24 protein-coding genes and 1 tRNA gene are annotated in these 17236 nt (G+C 54.1%); 2 read left to right on the top strand and 23 right to left on the bottom strand.

The window, feature by feature from the left end; translation table 11 throughout:
* Positions 1–27: 27 nt before the first annotated feature.
* The 23 genes from rpsE to JO972_RS14205 all read right to left on the bottom strand — a co-directional run bounded on the left by rpsE (position 28) and on the right by JO972_RS14205 (position 13526).
* A complete protein-coding gene (gene rpsE / locus JO972_RS14315; protein ID WP_343221599.1) occupies positions 28–720 on the bottom strand; it encodes a 30S ribosomal protein S5 in 693 nt (230 codons plus the stop codon).
* A gap of 14 nt (positions 721–734) precedes the next feature.
* On the bottom strand, positions 735–1091 hold the full coding sequence (gene rplR / locus JO972_RS14310; RefSeq protein WP_309490756.1) for a 50S ribosomal protein L18: 357 nt from the start codon (positions 1089–1091) through the stop codon (positions 735–737).
* Between the two features lie 43 nt (positions 1092–1134).
* Positions 1135–1674: a 50S ribosomal protein L6 gene (rplF, locus tag JO972_RS14305; protein WP_309490755.1), complete on the bottom strand. Its 540-nt coding sequence runs from the start codon at positions 1672–1674 to the stop codon at positions 1135–1137.
* Between the two features lie 45 nt (positions 1675–1719).
* Entirely contained in the window at positions 1720–2121 is a 402-nt protein-coding gene (rpsH, locus tag JO972_RS14300) for a 30S ribosomal protein S8 (protein WP_309490754.1), read from the bottom strand.
* 44 nt (positions 2122–2165) lie between these two features.
* Complete coding sequence (gene rplE / locus JO972_RS14295) at positions 2166–2735, bottom strand: 50S ribosomal protein L5 (protein ID WP_309490753.1); 570 nt, start codon at positions 2733–2735, stop codon at positions 2166–2168.
* Positions 2736–2842: 107 nt separating this feature from the next.
* Complete coding sequence (gene rplX, locus JO972_RS14290; protein WP_343221598.1) at positions 2843–3070, bottom strand: 50S ribosomal protein L24; 228 nt, start codon at positions 3068–3070, stop codon at positions 2843–2845.
* Positions 3071–3108: 38 nt separating this feature from the next.
* Positions 3109–3474, bottom strand: coding sequence for a 50S ribosomal protein L14 (gene rplN, locus JO972_RS14285; RefSeq protein ID WP_309490752.1), 366 nt, complete (start codon positions 3472–3474; stop codon positions 3109–3111).
* A 76-nt stretch (positions 3475–3550) separates the two neighbouring features.
* The gene (gene rpsQ / locus JO972_RS14280; protein ID WP_309490751.1) at positions 3551–3817 is read right to left on the bottom strand and encodes a 30S ribosomal protein S17; all 267 of its coding nucleotides are present in this window, start codon (positions 3815–3817) and stop codon (positions 3551–3553) included.
* A gap of 36 nt (positions 3818–3853) precedes the next feature.
* Positions 3854–4057, bottom strand: coding sequence for a 50S ribosomal protein L29 (gene rpmC, locus JO972_RS14275; protein WP_309490749.1), 204 nt, complete (start codon positions 4055–4057; stop codon positions 3854–3856).
* Between the two features lie 41 nt (positions 4058–4098).
* Positions 4099–4518 (bottom strand): 50S ribosomal protein L16, encoded by a 420-nt coding sequence (gene rplP, locus JO972_RS14270; protein WP_309490748.1) that lies wholly within the window; start codon positions 4516–4518, stop codon positions 4099–4101.
* A 47-nt stretch (positions 4519–4565) separates the two neighbouring features.
* Positions 4566–5270 carry a 30S ribosomal protein S3 gene (rpsC, locus tag JO972_RS14265; RefSeq protein ID WP_309490747.1) on the bottom strand — a complete coding sequence of 235 codons (705 nt, stop codon included), beginning with the start codon at positions 5268–5270 and terminating at the stop codon, positions 4566–4568.
* A 36-nt stretch (positions 5271–5306) separates the two neighbouring features.
* A complete protein-coding gene (rplV, locus tag JO972_RS14260; protein ID WP_309490746.1) occupies positions 5307–5786 on the bottom strand; it encodes a 50S ribosomal protein L22 in 480 nt (159 codons plus the stop codon).
* A 39-nt stretch (positions 5787–5825) separates the two neighbouring features.
* Positions 5826–6575 (bottom strand): hypothetical protein, encoded by a 750-nt coding sequence (locus JO972_RS14255; protein ID WP_309490745.1) that lies wholly within the window; start codon positions 6573–6575, stop codon positions 5826–5828.
* A 44-nt stretch (positions 6576–6619) separates the two neighbouring features.
* Positions 6620–6889: a 30S ribosomal protein S19 gene (rpsS, locus tag JO972_RS14250; RefSeq protein ID WP_309490744.1), complete on the bottom strand. Its 270-nt coding sequence runs from the start codon at positions 6887–6889 to the stop codon at positions 6620–6622.
* 43 nt (positions 6890–6932) lie between these two features.
* Entirely contained in the window at positions 6933–7772 is an 840-nt protein-coding gene (rplB, locus tag JO972_RS14245; protein ID WP_309490743.1) for a 50S ribosomal protein L2, read from the bottom strand.
* Positions 7773–7839: 67 nt separating this feature from the next.
* Positions 7840–8124 carry a 50S ribosomal protein L23 gene (gene rplW / locus JO972_RS14240; protein ID WP_309490742.1) on the bottom strand — a complete coding sequence of 95 codons (285 nt, stop codon included), beginning with the start codon at positions 8122–8124 and terminating at the stop codon, positions 7840–7842.
* A gap of 37 nt (positions 8125–8161) precedes the next feature.
* Positions 8162–8767 (bottom strand): 50S ribosomal protein L4, encoded by a 606-nt coding sequence (gene rplD / locus JO972_RS14235; RefSeq protein ID WP_309490740.1) that lies wholly within the window; start codon positions 8765–8767, stop codon positions 8162–8164.
* Between the two features lie 38 nt (positions 8768–8805).
* Positions 8806–9453 (bottom strand): 50S ribosomal protein L3, encoded by a 648-nt coding sequence (gene rplC / locus JO972_RS14230; RefSeq protein ID WP_309490739.1) that lies wholly within the window; start codon positions 9451–9453, stop codon positions 8806–8808.
* 58 nt (positions 9454–9511) lie between these two features.
* A complete protein-coding gene (gene rpsJ / locus JO972_RS14225; RefSeq protein ID WP_309490738.1) occupies positions 9512–9820 on the bottom strand; it encodes a 30S ribosomal protein S10 in 309 nt (102 codons plus the stop codon).
* 41 nt (positions 9821–9861) lie between these two features.
* Positions 9862–12015, bottom strand: a complete 2154-nt coding sequence (fusA, locus tag JO972_RS14220) for an elongation factor G (protein WP_309490737.1) — start codon at positions 12013–12015, stop codon at positions 9862–9864.
* Between the two features lie 51 nt (positions 12016–12066).
* Complete coding sequence (gene rpsG / locus JO972_RS14215) at positions 12067–12540, bottom strand: 30S ribosomal protein S7 (protein ID WP_309490736.1); 474 nt, start codon at positions 12538–12540, stop codon at positions 12067–12069.
* Positions 12541–12572: 32 nt separating this feature from the next.
* Positions 12573–12947 carry a 30S ribosomal protein S12 gene (gene rpsL, locus JO972_RS14210; protein WP_309490735.1) on the bottom strand — a complete coding sequence of 125 codons (375 nt, stop codon included), beginning with the start codon at positions 12945–12947 and terminating at the stop codon, positions 12573–12575.
* A gap of 504 nt (positions 12948–13451) precedes the next feature.
* Positions 13452–13526 (bottom strand) — tRNA-Met (locus JO972_RS14205).
* Between the two features lie 221 nt (positions 13527–13747).
* On the opposite strand from JO972_RS14205, the gene fusA (JO972_RS14200) reads away from it, so the two are divergent.
* Positions 13748–15871 (top strand): elongation factor G, encoded by a 2124-nt coding sequence (fusA, locus tag JO972_RS14200; protein ID WP_309490734.1) that lies wholly within the window; start codon positions 13748–13750, stop codon positions 15869–15871.
* Between the two features lie 136 nt (positions 15872–16007).
* Positions 16008–17234, top strand: a complete 1227-nt coding sequence (locus tag JO972_RS14195) for an MgtC/SapB family protein (protein ID WP_309490733.1) — start codon at positions 16008–16010, stop codon at positions 17232–17234.
* Positions 17235–17236: the final 2 nt, after the last annotated feature.

The following is a 17236-nucleotide window of genomic DNA, read 5'->3' as shown; positions in this document are numbered from 1 at the left end:
TATTCAGTTGGAAGTTTGGAGAATCACCTAGAGGGACTCTTTGACTTGTTTGCCACGGCTAGCGAGGACGTCCTCACGAGTGCGCAGCTGGGAGAGGGCCTTGATGGTGGCCTTGACAACGTTGGCGTGGTTGTTGGAGCCGAGGCTCTTACCAAGCACATCCGTGATACCGACGGCTTCACAAACGGCGCGCACACCACCACCGGCAATAATACCGGTTCCGGGGCAGGCTGGCTTGAGAAGAACAACACCACCACCGTGCTCAGCTTGCACTTCGTGCGGGATGGTTCCGTTAACCAGCTTCACACGCTGCAGTGAGTTCTTGGCGTCTTGCCCCCCCTTGCGGATGCATTCGATCACCTCTTGGGCTTTACCGAATCCAACACCTACGCGGCCTTCCTTATCACCGGAAACCATGAGGGCGGAGAAACTGAAACGACGTCCACCTTTGACCACCTTGGCACAACGGTTGATGAAGACCACCTTCTCGTGCAGCTCTTTACCGTCGTCGGTCATTGGCTTGGGAGGAGCCTGGCGCTGTGGGCGCTCACGGCGACCGCCACGGCCACCTTGTCCACCACGACCGCCACGGCGTTCGTCGGCTTTAGGAGCTTCAGCTGCTGCCGCTGGAGTAGCGCTGGCAGCTGGTGCAGCTTCATTGGTTGGCTTAGCCTCAACTTCGGCTGCTTTAGGTGCACTTTTTTCTGTGTTATCAGACATGATAGATAAATGGGTTAGAATTGAAGGCCGGCTTCACGGGCGGCGTCTGCGAGGGCTTTGATTTTACCGTGGTAGAGGTGGCCACCGCGATCGAAGACTACCTTTTCAATGTTGGCTTCCTTGGCGCGCTTGGCGACGAGTTCACCGACCTTGGAGGCAGTTTCTTGGTTGGAGGCTGCCTTTTCAATGCCTTTGTCGATGCTGGAGGCGGCACAGAGTGTGTTACCGGCTACGTCATCAATGACCTGGGCGTAGATGTGCTGGTTGGAATAGCTGACAGCGAGACGTGGGCAAGTTGCAGTGCCGGACACCTTCTTACGGATGCGGCGGTGAATGCGCTTGCGAACTTCTTTACGATTGAGAGTGCTCATTAGTTTCTAAATTAGTTAGTAGTTAGTAGTTAAGGCACTGAGCTTACTGGACGCTCTTACCAGCTTTACGGCGAACGCGCTCACCGACGTAACGGACACCCTTGCCTTTGAACGGCTCTGGTGGATAGTAACGGCGAACTTCTGCGGCGAACTGACCGACGAGTTGCTTATCGATTCCCTCCACCTTAATGTTGGTGTTCTGGTCCACGGTGACGGTGAGGCCCTCGGGGATAGGGTGAAGAATCGGGTGTGACTTACCGAGGCTGAGGTCGAGGTCCTTGCCTTTCACAGCCGCACGGAAACCGACGCCCTGAATTTCAAGTTGCTTGACGAAGCCATTGCTAACGCCCTCGATCATGTTGCTGATCAAGCTGCGTGATGTGCCGTGGAGTGCGCGCACCACGCGGTGCTCACTGTTGCGCTTCACGGTGACGGTGCCACTTTCTTCCTCGAGGGTGATGCCTTTTGGCATGGTCCACTCAAGTTTGCCCTTGGGGCCTTCGACGGTGACGGTGCCAGCATTGTCAGACTTGATGCTGACTTTCTCTGGCAGAGAGATGGTTTTTAATCCAATACGTGACATGGTGTTATCCTTCTTTGGTTAAATAGGTTGTTAAACTTGCGGTGATTACCAGACGAATGCGAGCAGTTCGCCGCCGAGTTTTTCCTTACGGGCATGCGTTCCTGTCTTCAGTCCTTTGGAGGTGGAGACGATAGAGATGCCGAGGCCATTGAGGACACGCGGGATTTCTCCTGCACCAACATAGCGGCGAATTCCAGGTTTGGAAACGCGCTTCACATCCGTGAGAACGGGAGTGCCGTTATCGGAGTATTTGACTTTGACTTTGAGTTCTTTGAACTTGCCGTCGGTGCTTACCTCGTAGTTCCAGATGTAGCCTTCGTCTTCGAGGATCTTGGCGATGGCTTCCTTGGTTTTGGAATGAGGAGCGGTGAAGAACTCATTGCTTGCGCGTGATGCGTTCTTGAGACGGGTGAGAAAGTCAGAAATGGGGTCACTTAAAACTGCCATAGTGCTTGTAATTCGTTAGATGGTTATGATTTGCGATCCACTGATTAAGCAGCTTCGTCGTCGTTTTTCTTGTTTTCACGATAAGGCATTCCAAGCGCTTTGAGCAGCGCGCGGCCTTCATCGTCGGTATTGGCGGTGGTGACAAAAATGAGGTCGAATCCGAGCTGACGTTTGATTTGGTCGAGCTCGATTTCAGGGAAGATCGATTGATCGTTGATACCTACAGCGTAGTTGCCACGGCCATCAAAGCTCTTGGGTGAAATTCCGCGGAAGTCACGAATGTTCGGAGCGGTGATGTTGATAAAGCGGTCAAGGAATTCCCACATGTGGCTACCGCGAAGGGTAACGCGAGCACCCACAGCTTCACCTTCGCGCACTTTGAAGTTCGCAACACTCTTACGGGCGTAGGAGATGCTAGGCTTCTGGCCGGTGATCTTGGAGATGTCTTCGATGGCGTCTTCCACAGCTTGTTTACGGTCGGATGCAGATCCAACGTGGGTGGTGACGACGATTTTCTCAAGTGCTGGCACTTGATGCGGGTTTTTGTAGTCGTGCTCTTTAGTCAGAGCCGGGACTACCTTATCCTTGTAGTATGTTAGTAGTGTAGGTGTCATGGTTGCGGGTCAGCTTATTGTTATTGGGTCGCTTAAGCGCGGTGGAAAAGAGCCTTGTGAGCTCTTAAATGGTTAATAACAGAAGAGATGAGTTACCTCTTCTCAGGTTAGATTTTTTTTACGTTGGAGATGGCGATTGGGCCGTCTTGTTCGAGGATGCCGCCGTCTGGATTTTCTTCAGACTTGCGGATGGCCTTCTTGATGACGCGGGCGCCTTCGACGACGACCTGGCCTTTGGCGGCATTAACGGAAAGCACGGTTCCCTGCTTGCCTTTGTGGTTACCGGCGATGACTTCGACGGTGTCGCCTTTTGCGACGTGGGTCTTGATTCTCATGGTCTTTTGAATGTTAAAGATTAGATTGCTTAGGGAAATTAGAGAACTTCCGGTGCGAGGGAGACGATCTTCATGTAACGCTTCTCACGGAGTTCACGAGCAACGGGTCCGAAGATACGAGTGCCCTTGGGGTTACCGTCCTTGTCGATGATGACAATAGCGTTAGAGTCGAAACGAAGCACTGAACCATCCGCGCGGCGGACTGGGTAGGCGGAGCGCACGACCACGGCCTTGACGACCTCACCTTTTTTGATGCTGGCGGTTGGGATAGCTTCACGCACGTGGGCGGTGATAACATCGCCGACGCGAGCCACCTTGGTGCGCTTGCCGATGACGCCAATCATCTTGGCGACGCGAGCGCCGGTGTTATCGGCAATTTGAACTTTGGATTCCATCTGGATCATAGCAGAATAGGTATTGGGAAATGGTTGTTAGTGAGTGGGTGACCAGTGCCGCCCAGGGCGGCATTGACAGAGAAGACTAGTGGCTGAGGACCTCCTGGAGTTTCCAGCACTTCTTCTTGGAAATAGGCTTGGTCTCGATGATGCTGACTTTGTCGCCAACGGCGGCTTCGCCTTTTTCATCGTGTGCGTAGAATTTCTTGGATCGTTTGATGATCTTCTTGAAACGTGGGTGCGGCACACGGTTGGTGTATTCAACAACGATGGTTTTATCCATGGATGTGGAGACAACGATGCCAACACGGGTCTTGCGGAGACCGGCTGCTTGAGTGTTTGATTCGCTCATGAGATTTGAATGTTATGTGGGTTGCTAGTATCCTAGTTACGCCTGTTGTGCGCGTTGCTTGAGGATGGTTTGCACACGAGCGGTCTCGCGACGAACGAGGCGGCGGCGTGCGGTGTTCTCAAGCTGACCTGTCGCCTGTTGCAGGCGGAGGTTGAGTGCCTCTTGCTTGAGGTCACGCAGCTTGCTGGTGAGCTCCTCAGTGGAGAGCTCGCGGATTTCTGAGATTTTTGTCTGAGCCATGGCTTTCGAATGTTGAATTGTTGATGTTTAACGTTGAATTCTTAACCGTGGTTTCCACGGACGACGAAACGGGTAGGAACGCCGAGCTTGTAGGATGCGAGACGGAGTGCGCCTTTGGCAGCAGTTTCTGAAACACCGCCGACTTCGAACAGCATGGTTCCAGGGCGGATCACAGCGACCCATGCTTCCACAGCACCCTTACCTTTACCCATCCGAGTTTCTGGTGGACGGCCGGTGATGGATTTGTGAGGGAAGACACGAATCCAGACTTTTCCTTTACGCTTGAGTTTACGGTTGATGGCAACACGACAGGCTTCGATCTGACGGTTGGTCATCCATCCGCGTCCGAGGCACTGCAGCCCGAAGTCACCGAATGATACGGTGTTTCCGCGTTGGGCGTTTCCGCCGCGGTTTCCGCGCTGAGTCTTGCGGAACTTCACTCTTTTTGGCATTAATGGCATGATATTTTCCTCCTAATTAAATGTTATGGTTGTGGGCGAACCGTCGATTAGCGGTTGTTGTTGCGGTCGTTACGATCGCGGCGTTGGCCACCACGAGGACGTCCACCGCCGCCTCCTTGTTGTTCTGTTTCTTCCTTCTTATTGATCCAGGTCTTGATGCCAATGATACCGTAAACGGTGTTCGCTTCGGCAAAGCCGTAGTCGATTGGCACACGCAGTGTCTGAAGTGGCACTTTGCCTTCGCGATACCACTCGGCACGGGCGATGTCTGCACCTCCGAGACGACCGGCGCAACGGATGCGGATACCTTCGGCACCGAATTCCATGGCGGTCTGGATAGCACGCTTCATGGCGCGGCGGAAAGCAATACGACGCTCAAGCTGGATGGCGACGTTTTCGCAAACGAGTTGAGCATCGAGCTCAGGCTTACGGATTTCGAGAATGTCGATTTTCACCTGGGAACCACCGCAAAGTTTGGTGAGATCGTTGGTCATTTTTTCGATTTCGGATCCTTTACGGCCGATCACAAGACCGGGACGAGCAGTGGACAGGGTGACACGCACGCTGTTCCATGCACGTTCGATAACCACTTTGGAGATACCGGACATGTGAAGACGCTTCTTGATGTATTTGCGGATCTTCAGGTCCTCGTGGAGTTTATCGGTGTAGTCGTTACCAGTGGCATACCACTTGGAGCGCCAGTCCTTGGAGACGGCGAGACGGAACGAGATCGGATTGATTTTCTGGCCCATGATGTAATGTTTTTTTGAAGTTGTTTAGTCGGGCGATTACTCAGCGGCATCTTCTGCCTTGGCTTCTTCTGCTTCGACAGGAGCGGCCTCTTTCTTAGGAGCTGCTTCTTTCTTAGCTTTAGGCTTGGCAACGACGCTGCGTTTCTTCGGCTTGGATGAGCGTTCACGTGGCTCAGGGATTTCCTCCTCATCGGTGAGGATGATGTAAAGGTGGCTGGTGCGCTTGCGGATAGCACCTGCGGATCCGCGGGCACGTGGCTTGAAGCGCTTGAAAGTAGGACCGTCACCCACGGTTGCTTCTTTGACGGTGAGGTCATCAGCAATCAGCTCGTGGTTGTTCTCAGCATTGGCGACAGCGCTTTTCAGCGTCTTGCCGATCAGCGCAGCTGCTTTACGAGGTGTGTAAGCAAGCGCATCGAGAGCGTCTGAAACGGGCATGCCTTGAATGGCACGGGCAACATCACGAGCCTTCTTAGGCGAGATGCGGGCGTATTTGTAAGTGGATTTAACTTCCATCGGTCTAGTGGTTAAAGGTGGGTTGAGAAGGTGAGTGGTTTATCGTTGTTCGGTTTGTATGGATGCAATGTCGCCTGCGCGAATTTGGTCTTTTGGATTTTCAAGCTCGGTGGGTAATACGCCACTGAAGTCCTTGCGGGTTTCAGCAACGATTGCCTCGGCCACCTTGCGGTTACCGCGCAATATGGCGAAAGTCATGCCGCGTCGAACGGACTGATTCTCACCTGCATTAATAACCAGCAGTCCGCTTTCGGCGTCGATGCTGATGATTTTTGCTTGCTGCAGATTACCTTGAGCAATCTGCGGGCGCGGCTTTTGCCTTAAACCGAGGGCTGCGTCAAGCTCTCTAATCGAAGTTTCCAGACGAACCCTGGCTGCAGGGTCCGCTGTGATAGCTGTGCGTAGGTATTCACGCAAATTTGCCATCAAGTTATGAACGGCTTTTTCCGTAGCAGAATTTCGTTTATCGAGCACTTCTGCATTTTTTACCGCCTCGAGAATGGCATCCTCGCCACCGTTGAGTAGGTTATTGCCGAGTGCGGCAAAACGCAGTCGAAGCTCGTTCACGCTCTTGGAGAGCTCGGCCTCACGTTTCTTGGAAACGGCGAGGTCACGTGATAATACGAGGTTCTGGTTTTTGACTTTATCAAGCTGTCGTTCCAGCAGGCGGATCTGGCGATCCTTGTCCCCTGCCCCGGCACCATGACCCGCCTGCGCCTGGCACGGAACCCCAGCGCCGAGGAGAAGGACTCCGGCGAGTGCTGAGGTGATGTGCGCGTTGACTGACATGCGGGTAATGGGTGGGACGTGGACGGTGTGTTCAGAAAAGCGGATTAGCGCTTACCGATACCGCCGTGTGCCTTGAAGATACGTGTTGGTGAGAATTCACCGAGCTTGTGGCCGACCATGTTCTCGTTCACGTAGACGGTCACGAATGACTTGCCGTTGTGGACGTGGAAGGTGTGACCTACGAAGTCAGGAGTAATGACGGACTTGCGGCTCCATGTTTTGATGGGCTTTTTGTCCTTGCTGGCTTCAGCGGCGTCGATCTTAGCGAGAAGCTTCTGATCAACAAATGGGCCTTTTTTGAGTGAGCGTGGCATTGTTAATTAATGATTGATGATTAGTAATGGATGGTTCGCGCTACTACTTCTTCTTGCGGCGGGACACGATGAACTTGTTACTCGGCTTGTATTTCTTGCGAGTCTTCTGACCTTTGGTGTGACCCCAAGGAGAGGTGAGGTGCTGACGACCACCACCGGACTTGGATTTACCCTCACCACCACCGTTGGGGTGATCGACGGGGTTCATGCACATACCGCGGACGGTAGGACGAATGCCCTTCCAGCGGCTGCGGCCTGCTTTTCCGGAAACTTCGTTCATGTGGTCACGGTTACCGACCTGACCGATGGTGCAGAGGCAGTTGCCGTTGAACTTACGAATTTCGCCGGATGGCATTTTGACCAAGGCGTGGCCACCTTCCTCACGGTTGGAAAGGACGGCTTGCTGACCAGCGGAACGAGCGATCTTACCACCGGTGCCGGGGCTCATCTCGATGTTGTGAATGGCAGTTCCCAGTGGCACGTTGTTCAGCGTCATGGCGTTGCCAGGTTTTGGCGCGGCGCTGTTGCTGGAGATCACGGTTGCACCCACTTCCAGGCCGACAGGGGCGAGGATGTAGCTTTTCACACCGTCCTCGTATTGAATGAGGGCAATGCGGCATGTGCGGTTGGGATCATACTCGATGCTGATCACGGTTGCTGGCACGTCTTGCTTGTTGCGTTTGAAGTCAACGAGACGGTATTTGCGTTTGTGACCACCACCTTTGTGGCGACAGGTGATACGGCCCTGGTTGTTACGGCCACCGCTCTTTTTGAGGGGACGCGTAAGGCTCTTTTCAGGGGTTGTTTTGGTGATCTCTTCGTAACTTGGCCACTCTTTGTAGCGGTTCGAAGGTGTCACTGGTTTGAATTTTTTCAGAGGCATGGTTCGCTATTGGGTTCGATGTTATCGTTTTTCAGCGTTGTGAAATTGAGGTGTCGGTCTGACGGGATTAGACGAGATCAAGTGTCTCGCCCTCTTTCAGACGGACGATGGCTTTTTTCCAGTTGGCGGTGCGGCCAGCATCGGAACGACGCTCGCGCTTTTTCTTGCCACTGCAGTTCATGGTGCGGACAGTCTCGACTTTTTTGCCGAAGAGCTGCTCGATAGCACGCTTGATTTCAAGTTTGTTGGCGTTGCGGTCGACTTTGAACACGTATTCGTTGTTCTCCTCCTGAAGAAGGGTCGCTTTTTCGCTGATGAGAACGGTGTCGATGACCTGGTAGATATCTTTCATGGTGATGAAAATTAGTTAGATGTGAGGCCGGAGGCGATTAAGCGGTGCGGCGAGCAAGGGTTTCGTATGCGTCTTCAACGATGATGACGGTATCGGCACGCAGAAGCTGCTCGATGTTCATCTCAGATGCGGTGATCAGCAGAACGTTTGGCACGTTGCGACCGGCGAGGTAGGTTTTGTCGTCGAACTTTTCAGCGACAACAACCACGTTACGGGCTTCGGAGTAACCTTTGACAGCAGCAACGAAGGACTTGGTTTTGCCGTCAGCGATGGAGAAGCTATCGACAGAGATCACGTTTTCAGCAGCGATCAAGTCACCGAGGACCTTGCGCAGAGCGAGGCGACGGACGTTCTTGTTGACGGTTTTGGAGTAGTCGCGAGGACGGGGACCGAAAACGATACCACCACCACGCCAAACTGGGTTTTTGGTGGTGCCAGCACGGGCGCGGCCGGTGCCTTTTTGTTTCCAGAGCTTCTTGTTGGAGCCCTTGACTTCACCACGGGTCTTGGTGCAAGCGGTGCCGCTGCGGCGATTAGCGCGGTAAGCGGTGATGAGATCGTGCACAGCCTGGTCACCCTTGTGACCTTCGATCACATTGATGTTTGCTGCTTGCGCATCTTTGATAGAGAGTGTTTTAGACATTTTCTCAGTAGATAATGGTTAGTGTGAGTAGATGGACTCTACTTCGCTGTTTTCTTAACGGCTGGACGGATGGTGACGTAAGCGCCTTTGTGACCGGGAACGGCACCTGAGACGAGAACGATGTTGTCTTCGGGACGGACCTGAACGACTTTGAGATTCTGGACAGTGCGGTTGTAGACACCGTGACGACCGGGCATCTTCTTGTTCTTCCAGATACGACCAGGCCATGTGCCTGCACCCACGCCACCAGGACGACGGTGCATCATGTGACCGTGTGAGTCAGGCTGTCCGGCGAAGTTGTAACGCTTCACTACACCCTGGAAACCTTTACCCTTGGTGGTTCCGAGAACGTCAACCCACTGGCCAGCTTCAAAGAGCTCGGCGCCTGGGTGGGCTTCCTCGGTGTTAGGGATGTCGGCATCGCTGTCGAAACGGAACTCTTTGACGAGCTTCTTAGCAGCGACGCTGTGTTTGCCGAAGTGTCCGCGCTGAGGGAGATTCAGACGGAACTCTTTTTGATCGTCATAACCAACTTGAACAGCGGAGTAGCCGTCTGTCTCGGTAGTTTTGACTTGGAGAAATTCATTGCCAGCTACGTCGATGACGGTGACAGGGATGGATGTGCCAGCCTCGGCATCGAAGATGCGAGTCATACCGACTTTTTTTCCTAGTAGTCCTAGTGCCATGGTATTTTGGGATTAGTAATTATAATTTGTGATTCGTAATGGATTCCGCGGTGACAGGTCAGATGCGGATGGCGATGTCTACACCAGCAGGAAGGTTGAGCTTCTTGAGCTCGTCCACGGTGCGTGCAGTTGGATCAACGATGTCCAGCATACGCTTGTGAGTACGGATTTCGAACTGCTCGGCTGACTTTTTGTCTTGGTTGACCGAACGGTTAACGCTGAACTTCTCAATGCGGGTAGGCAATGGGATAGGACCGGCGACTTTGGCTCCTGTGCGTTTAGCGGTCTCGACGATTTCCAGAGCGGATTTATCGATAGCGCGGTGATCGTAAGCACGGAGGCGGATTCTGATTTTCTGCTGTTGCATGGCGGATGTTTGTTAGAGTTACAGAGGTAGGTTGGTTTAAATTAACTGGCGTATGCGTAGTCGTTGGTGAGCTCATCCACAACGTTTTGTGGGACTTGCTCAAAGCTGGCTGGTTTCATGGTGTAGTCGGCGCGACCACTGGAAAGAGTGCGAACGGCGGTGGAGTAGCCGAACATCTCTGCGAGAGGCACGTTGCACTTAAGCACAGCATGCAAAGGTTTGTTTTCGATCTCCTGGATCTGACCGCGGCGACGGTTGAGATCGCCCATGATGTCGCCCTGATATTCTTCAGGAGTGACCACCTCAACGTCCATGACGGGTTCAAGGAGGATGGGGCCGGCCTGGCGGAATGCGTCTTTCATGGCGAAGATAGCTGCCATTTTGAACGCGTTCTCGTTGGAGTCGACATCGTGGTAGGAGCCATCGGTGACGTTGACGTGGACATCGACGACTGGGTAGCCAGCGATGACGCCATTGGTCATGGCTTCGCGAACACCGGAGAAGACGGCATTCATAAATTCTTTAGGAATGGCACCGCCGACAACTTGGTTATCGATGGTAAGACCTTTGCCTTTTTCGCCGGGAGCGACGTCGAGCACAACGTGGCCGTATTGGCCTTTGCCGCCGGACTGCTTGACCAGCTTGCCTTCACCGCCGTGTGGCTGGGTGATGGTTTCGCGGTAGGCGATTTGTGGTTTACCGACACCGCAAGCCACTTTGAACTCGCGCATCATCCGATCGACGATGACTTCGAGGTGAAGCTCACCCATGCCGGAGATGATGGTTTGGCCGGTTTCTTCGTCGGTCTTCACCAAGAAGGTAGGATCTTCCTCGGAAAGACGAGCGAGAGCGATGGACATCTTTTCCTGGTCGACCACAGTTTTGGGTTCGACAGCCATGGAAATGACGGGCTCTGGGAAAAGTGGTGGTTCGAGCATGATGTCGAACTTTTGCTCACAGATGGTGTCGCCGGTCTGGACACTTTTCAGTCCGACGATGGCGGCGATATCACCCGCATAACAGGTCTCGATGTCCTCGTGCTTGTCGGCGTGCATTTTGATCAGACGACCGATGCGCTCCTTCTTGCGGGTGCGTGGATTGTAGGCCATGTCCCCTTTGGAGACGGTGCCAGAATAAACGCGGAAGAAAACGAGCTTACCGACATATTTGTCTGCCCATAGCTTGAATGCGAGGGAACAGAACGGTTCGTTATCGTCGGTCTTGGCGAGCACCTCCACCTCTTCGTCACCAGGTTCGTGACCAACGGCAGCAGGAATGTCGAGCGGGCTTGGCAGGTAGTCGACAACAGCGTCGACCAAGAACTGAACCCCCTTGTTTTTAAAAGCGGAACCGCCAGCAACCGGAACCACCGCATTGGCGATGGTAGCGCGGCGAAGGGCGGCTTTGATGTCGGCTGAGGTGATCTCTTCCTCCATGAGGAATTTCTCACCGAGCTGCTCGTCACAGTCGCAGAGGATGGAAACGAGTTCCTCACGAGCCGATTCGGCTTCAGCGAGGAGATCACCTTCGAGATCGTTGATATCGAAGGTGGAGCCCATGGTGTCGTCATCCTTGTAGATGACGGCCTTCATGTTGACGACATCGATCTGGCCCTGAAGATTTTCTTCGGAGCCGATCGGAATGAGGATACGGACAGCATTGACACCGAACTTCGCCTTCACGTCGGCAAAGACGCTTTCGAAGTCGGCCCCGGTGCGGTCCATCTTATTGACAAAGACGATGCGAGGCACCTGATACTTGTCGGCCTGGCGCCAAACGGTCTCTGTCTGCGGCTGAACTCCAGCCACACCGCAGAAGACCACAATCGCACCATCGAGGACACGGAGCGAACGCTCGACCTCGGCGGTGAAATCAACGTGACCGGGAGTATCGATGATGTTAATGCGCTCTTTCTGGTTTTCAAAGAGCTTAAAGACACCGTCGTTCTTCTTCTGGATCCACTCACAGGTGACAGCGGCGGAGGTAATGGTAATCCCCCGCTCGCGCTCCTGCTCCATGTGGTCCGTCACGGTAGCACCATCGTGCACCTCACCGATCCGGTGGATCATTCCGGTGTAGAACAGAATACGCTCGGTGAGCGTGGTCTTACCGGCGTCAATGTGCGCAGCAATCCCAATATTCCGCGTACGCTCCAGAGGATATGGGCGCTTGGGATGATTGGGATTCTCAGACATGACAGATGAGGTGTTGAATGGGTGCGTAAAAAAACCGCTGACGGTTGACTGTTACCAGCGGAAGTGAGCGAATGCGCGGTTTGCCTGGGCCATTTTGTGCATGTCGTCGCGTTTGCGAACGGCATTGCCCTGGTTGTTGGCAGCGTCTTTGATCTCGTTAGCGAGAGCGACGTGCATTGGTGTGCCCTTCTTATTTCGAGCGAAGGTCACGAGCCAACGCATTGCGAGGGACTCGGAACGACCTGCGTCCACTTCCAGAGGCACCTGGTAAGTAGCGCCACCCACACGACGGCTTTTCACCTCTACGCGTGGCTTGGCATTTTCAAGGGCACGGGTGACCACCTCGAGCGGATCGATGGTGTCAGTTCCTTCGTTAGCCTTATCGATAGCAGAATAGACGATACGCTCGGAAACAGAACGCTTTCCGTCACGCATTACCTTGCTGATCAGCTTTCCGACTACGGGACTATCGTAGCGGGGATCCCGTGTTTCAGGGCGATTGTAAACTCTTTTGCGGCGAGCCATGGTATTATATAGTTAAAGTTAAGTTGAAAAAATTACTTCTTCGGACGCTTAGTTCCGTATTTGGAGCGGGACTGACCACGCTTATCGACACCCAGGGTATCAAGGGCACCACGAACGATGTGGTAACGAACACCTGGCAAATCCTTCACTCGGCCACCACGGACCAGAACGATGGAGTGCTCCTGGAGGTTGTGACCTTCACCACCGATGTAGGCGATCACTTCCTGGCCGTTGGTCAGGCGAACCTTGGCCACTTTACGAAGAGCGGAGTTAGGCTTCTTAGGTGTGCGGGTCATAACCTGAAGACAAACGCCACGACGTTGCGGGCAGTTGTTCAGTGCGCGTGACTTTGATTTGGTCACCGGTGTTTTGCGTCCCTTGCGGACGAGCTGGTTGATGGTAGGCATATTCCTGCTTTGGTTTTGGTTAAAGTATCAGAGAGATATCGTCTGAGTTGTTTTGTTTGAAAATTCGGCTGGGTTTGTCGAATCGCTAAACGATCCTGAAAGTGAATCCAGCGGGTGGGAAATCATAAAAACCACCGAGGTGCGCCCAAGAGGCACGAGGTATATTAAGTGACCTCGAAAACCGCCTCTTATCCGGAGCTACCCGATAGTTTAACTGCTTTCCTGCAGCTTTCTTCGTTGTTTTGCGGCCTATTTTTACCCCGAGGCCACTTCGGGGGGCGGCGAATATACAAATCAAACCCCGTCTGGCAAGACGTATTTGGATTTTTTTCGATATTTTTTACCCAAAGCAATCAGAACGGTCGTTAAGCCGAATAAAAACCGGCGCCATTTGCGTGACCACCGACTCTCTGACACTTACCAGAGCCGAAACAAAAAGTCCGGCATAATCGCCGGGTCAGAGTCAGGGCCTCCTCACGTATTTAAAAGAAGCGAGGGAGAGATTGGTAGCAGGGGGGAGATTCGAACTCCCGACAAAAGGCTTATGAGTCCTCTGCTCTACCCCTGAGCTACCCTGCCATTCAATCTCGCTCACGGCGTAGTTGCCGCGGCGCGGGACGAAGTAGATGGAGAACTCATCCTTGTCCATAAAAAATAGCATAAAAATGCCATATTTTTCAATCTAAGGTTGCCAAATGTTCATAATCCGCTAGTTACACGCCGCCGTTACGATCGTTCGGCACCACCTTTTTAGCAGCCGAAATTTCGGATGCCACCCAAACAACTAAGAACACAAAGCAATGTCAGACCTTTCTCTCTACAGAAACATCGGTATTTTCGCCCACGTGGACGCTGGTAAAACCACGACCACGGAACGCATCCTCAAGCTCACAGGTAAATCCCACAAAATCGGCGAAGTTCACGATGGTGAAGCTACCACCGATTTCATGGAGCAGGAAGCCGAGCGCGGTATCACTATTCAGTCCGCCGCTGTCAGTTGCTTCTGGGGTGGCAGCAGCAATCAGTGGGCCAAAGACAAGTTCCGCTTCAACGTCATCGATACTCCCGGTCACGTTGACTTCACTGTGGAAGTTTACCGTTCGCTCAAAGTTCTCGACGGTGGTATCGGCGTGTTCTGTGGATCTGGTGGTGTTGAGCCTCAATCCGAGACCAACTGGCGCTACGCAAACGAATCCAAGGTTGCCCGTATTATCTTCGTCAACAAGCTCGACCGCACAGGTGCCAGCTTCTACCGCGTAGTCGACCAAATCAAAAACGTGCTCGCAGCCAAGCCGCTCGTCATGGTCCTGCCAATCGGCATCGAGGACAACATGACCGGCGTGGTTGACCTTCTCACCCGCAAAGCCTGGGTCTGGGATGACTCCGGTCAGCCTGAGAACTACGAAATCCAAGACGTCCCAGCCGACATGGTCGACGACGTGGAGAAATACCGTGCCGAACTCATCGAAACTGCCGTGGAGCAGGACGATGAGATGATGATGGAATACCTCGACGGTAACGAGCCAAGCATCGAAGACCTCAAGAAGTGCATCCGCAAGGGCACCATCGAGCTGGCCTTCTTCCCAACTTACTGTGGATCCGCTTTCAAAAACAAAGGTGTGCAGCTGGTGCTCGACGCCGTGGTCGACTACCTCCCTTCCCCTACCGAAGTTCCCGCTCAGCCAGAGGTTGACCCCGAAGGTAACGAGACCGGCGAGTTCGCCACCGTCACCCCGGACGGCCCGCTCCGTGCGCTCGCATTCAAGATCATGGATGACCAGTATGGCGCCCTGACCTTCACCCGTATTTACTCCGGAAAACTTGAGAAAGGTGCCACCGTGCTGAACACCTTCACCGGCAAGACCGAACGTGTCGGCCGCATCGTTGAGATGTCCGCTGACGACCGTATCGAGCTGGACGGCGCACAGGCCGGTGACATCGTCGCCCTGGTCGGACTGAAGAACGTCCAGACCGGTCACACTCTCTGTGACAAAGACCACCCAGCCACTCTCGAGCCAATGGTGTTCCCGGATCCAGTGATCTCCATCGCTGTGGCAGCCAAGGACAAGGCCAATGCTGAGAAGCTCGGCACAGCCATCGGCAAGATGGTGAAAGAAGATCCTACCTTCATCGTTGAGACCGATCAGGACTCCGGCGAAACCATCCTCAAGGGCATGGGCGAGCTTCACCTCGACATTAAGGTGGACATCCTCAAGCGCACCCACAAGGTGGAAGTCGAAGTGGGTAAACCACAGGTTGCCTACCGCGAGACCATCACCAAGCGCATCGAAGACAGCTACACCCACAAGAAGCAGTCCGGTGGTTCCGGTCAGTATGGTAAGATTGATTACATCATCGAGCCACTTGACCCGGAAGAAGGTGTCGATTTCGAATTCGAATCCAAAGTTGTCGGTGGTAATGTGCCGAAGGAATTCTGGCCTGCGATTGAAAAAGGCTTCAAAATGTCCAAGGACAAAGGTGTTCTCGCCGGCTTCCCCTGCTTGAACTTCAAGGTGACTCTGGTTGACGGTGCTCAGCACGCCGTTGACTCCTCCGCCATTGCCTTCGAAATTGCCGCCAAGGCCGCTTACCGTCAGTCCATCCCGAAAGCCGGACCAACACTCCTCGAGCCGATCATGAAGCTCGACGTCTTCACTCCAGAAGACAACGTGGGTGACGTCATCGGCGATCTCAACCGCCGCCGCGGTATGATCAAGGAGCAGGACCGCACACCTACCGGCATCCGCGTGAAAGCCGATGCTCCACTGAGCGACATGTTCGGCTACATCGGTGACCTTCGCACCATGACATCCGGTCGTGGCCAGTTCTCCATGGAGTTCTCCCACTACGCTGCATGTCCTAAGAACGTGGCCGACGAGGTCATCGCCGAGGTCAAGAAGCGTGAGGAAGAGAAGAACAAGTAATCGTTCTTAACCACTCATCTCATTTCCAAGCGCCGACTCAAACGAGTCGGCGCTTTTTTTGTGCCCGCGCCGCCCAGAAAGCCGTCGATCTACCGGAAAAGCTGTGATAGATTGACCAGTCACTCTTTCAACTCAGATGATTGCATGGACTGAACTCCAACCATACCTCCTGGCGCTTGCGCTAGGATTGCTCCTGGGTCTGCAGCGCGAAGCGATCAAGGGCCACATTGCCGGCATCCGCACCTTCCCTCTCATCACCCTGCTCGGTGCGGCATCGGCGGCGCTCGGCAGCTGGTCGATGGCCATCGCCCTGGGAGCTGTCGCTGCGATGTTGGTCGCCAGCTCCGTGCATCCGGAGCGGGAAGACGGTCCCGGCTTCACCACCGAGATCGCTTGCCTGCTCGCCTTCATCATTGGCGCCACCTTAAAAGTCGGCCAAGAACCGATTGCTATCCTATTGACCGGCTGCTGCATGCTTTTGCTGCAGGCGAAACGACCGCTGCATCGATTTTCCAAAAACCTCAGCATGGCTGACCTGCAGGCGATCGCCAAACTCACCCTGCTCAGCCTGGTGATCTTGCCGCTTCTACCCAACGAGAGCTACGGCCCTTACGCCGCAATCAATCCATTCAAGATCTGGATGATGGTGGTGCTGATCGTGGGCCTCTCGTTGCTGGCATATTTTGTTTCCAAGTTCATGGGGGCAAAAAAAGGAACCCTCGCCGCCGGACTGCTGGGCGGCTTGATCTCCAGCACCGCCACCACGGTCTCCTTTTCCCGTCGGGCCAAGTCCGAGGAAGGCATCCCCGCCGGATTGGTGACCTGCGTGATCATGATTGCCTCGACCATTGTGTTCGCCCGCGTGCTGTTTGAGATCGGCCTGGTGGCTTCCAGCCATTGGCAGAAACTTGTTTATCCGATCATTGCGATGATGCTGTGGATGGCGCTGGTTTCCGCGGCCGTTTTTTGGCGCACACGCAAGCAGCGACAACCGGAATCCCAGCACAAACCACCGTCCGACCTTCCTGCGGCAGTGGTCTTCGGCCTGCTTTATGCCGTGGTTTTGATCGGAGTAGCCGCCGCCAACGACCACCTGGGCAACCAGGGCGTCTACATTGTTGCAGCCATTTCCGGACTCACCGACATGGATGCCATCACGCTATCGTCCGCGCAGCTGGTCGCCGAGGGGAAATTGGACGCCGCCACCGGCTGGAGGTCTATTCTGATCGGCGGCATGGCCAACCTCGTGTTCAAGGCCGGCATCGCCATCCTACTGGGACCAAAGCAGCTCATCCAACCGCTCTGCACGGCCTTTGGCGTTTCGCTGGTCGGTGGCATCGTCATCGTTGCGGCCTGGCCGTGAAT

This window comes from Oceaniferula flava (assembly GCF_016811075.1).
GTDB classification, from domain to species: Bacteria; Verrucomicrobiota; Verrucomicrobiia; order Verrucomicrobiales; family Akkermansiaceae; genus Oceaniferula; species Oceaniferula flava.
This window is presented reverse-complemented; position numbering and strand designations above follow the sequence as displayed.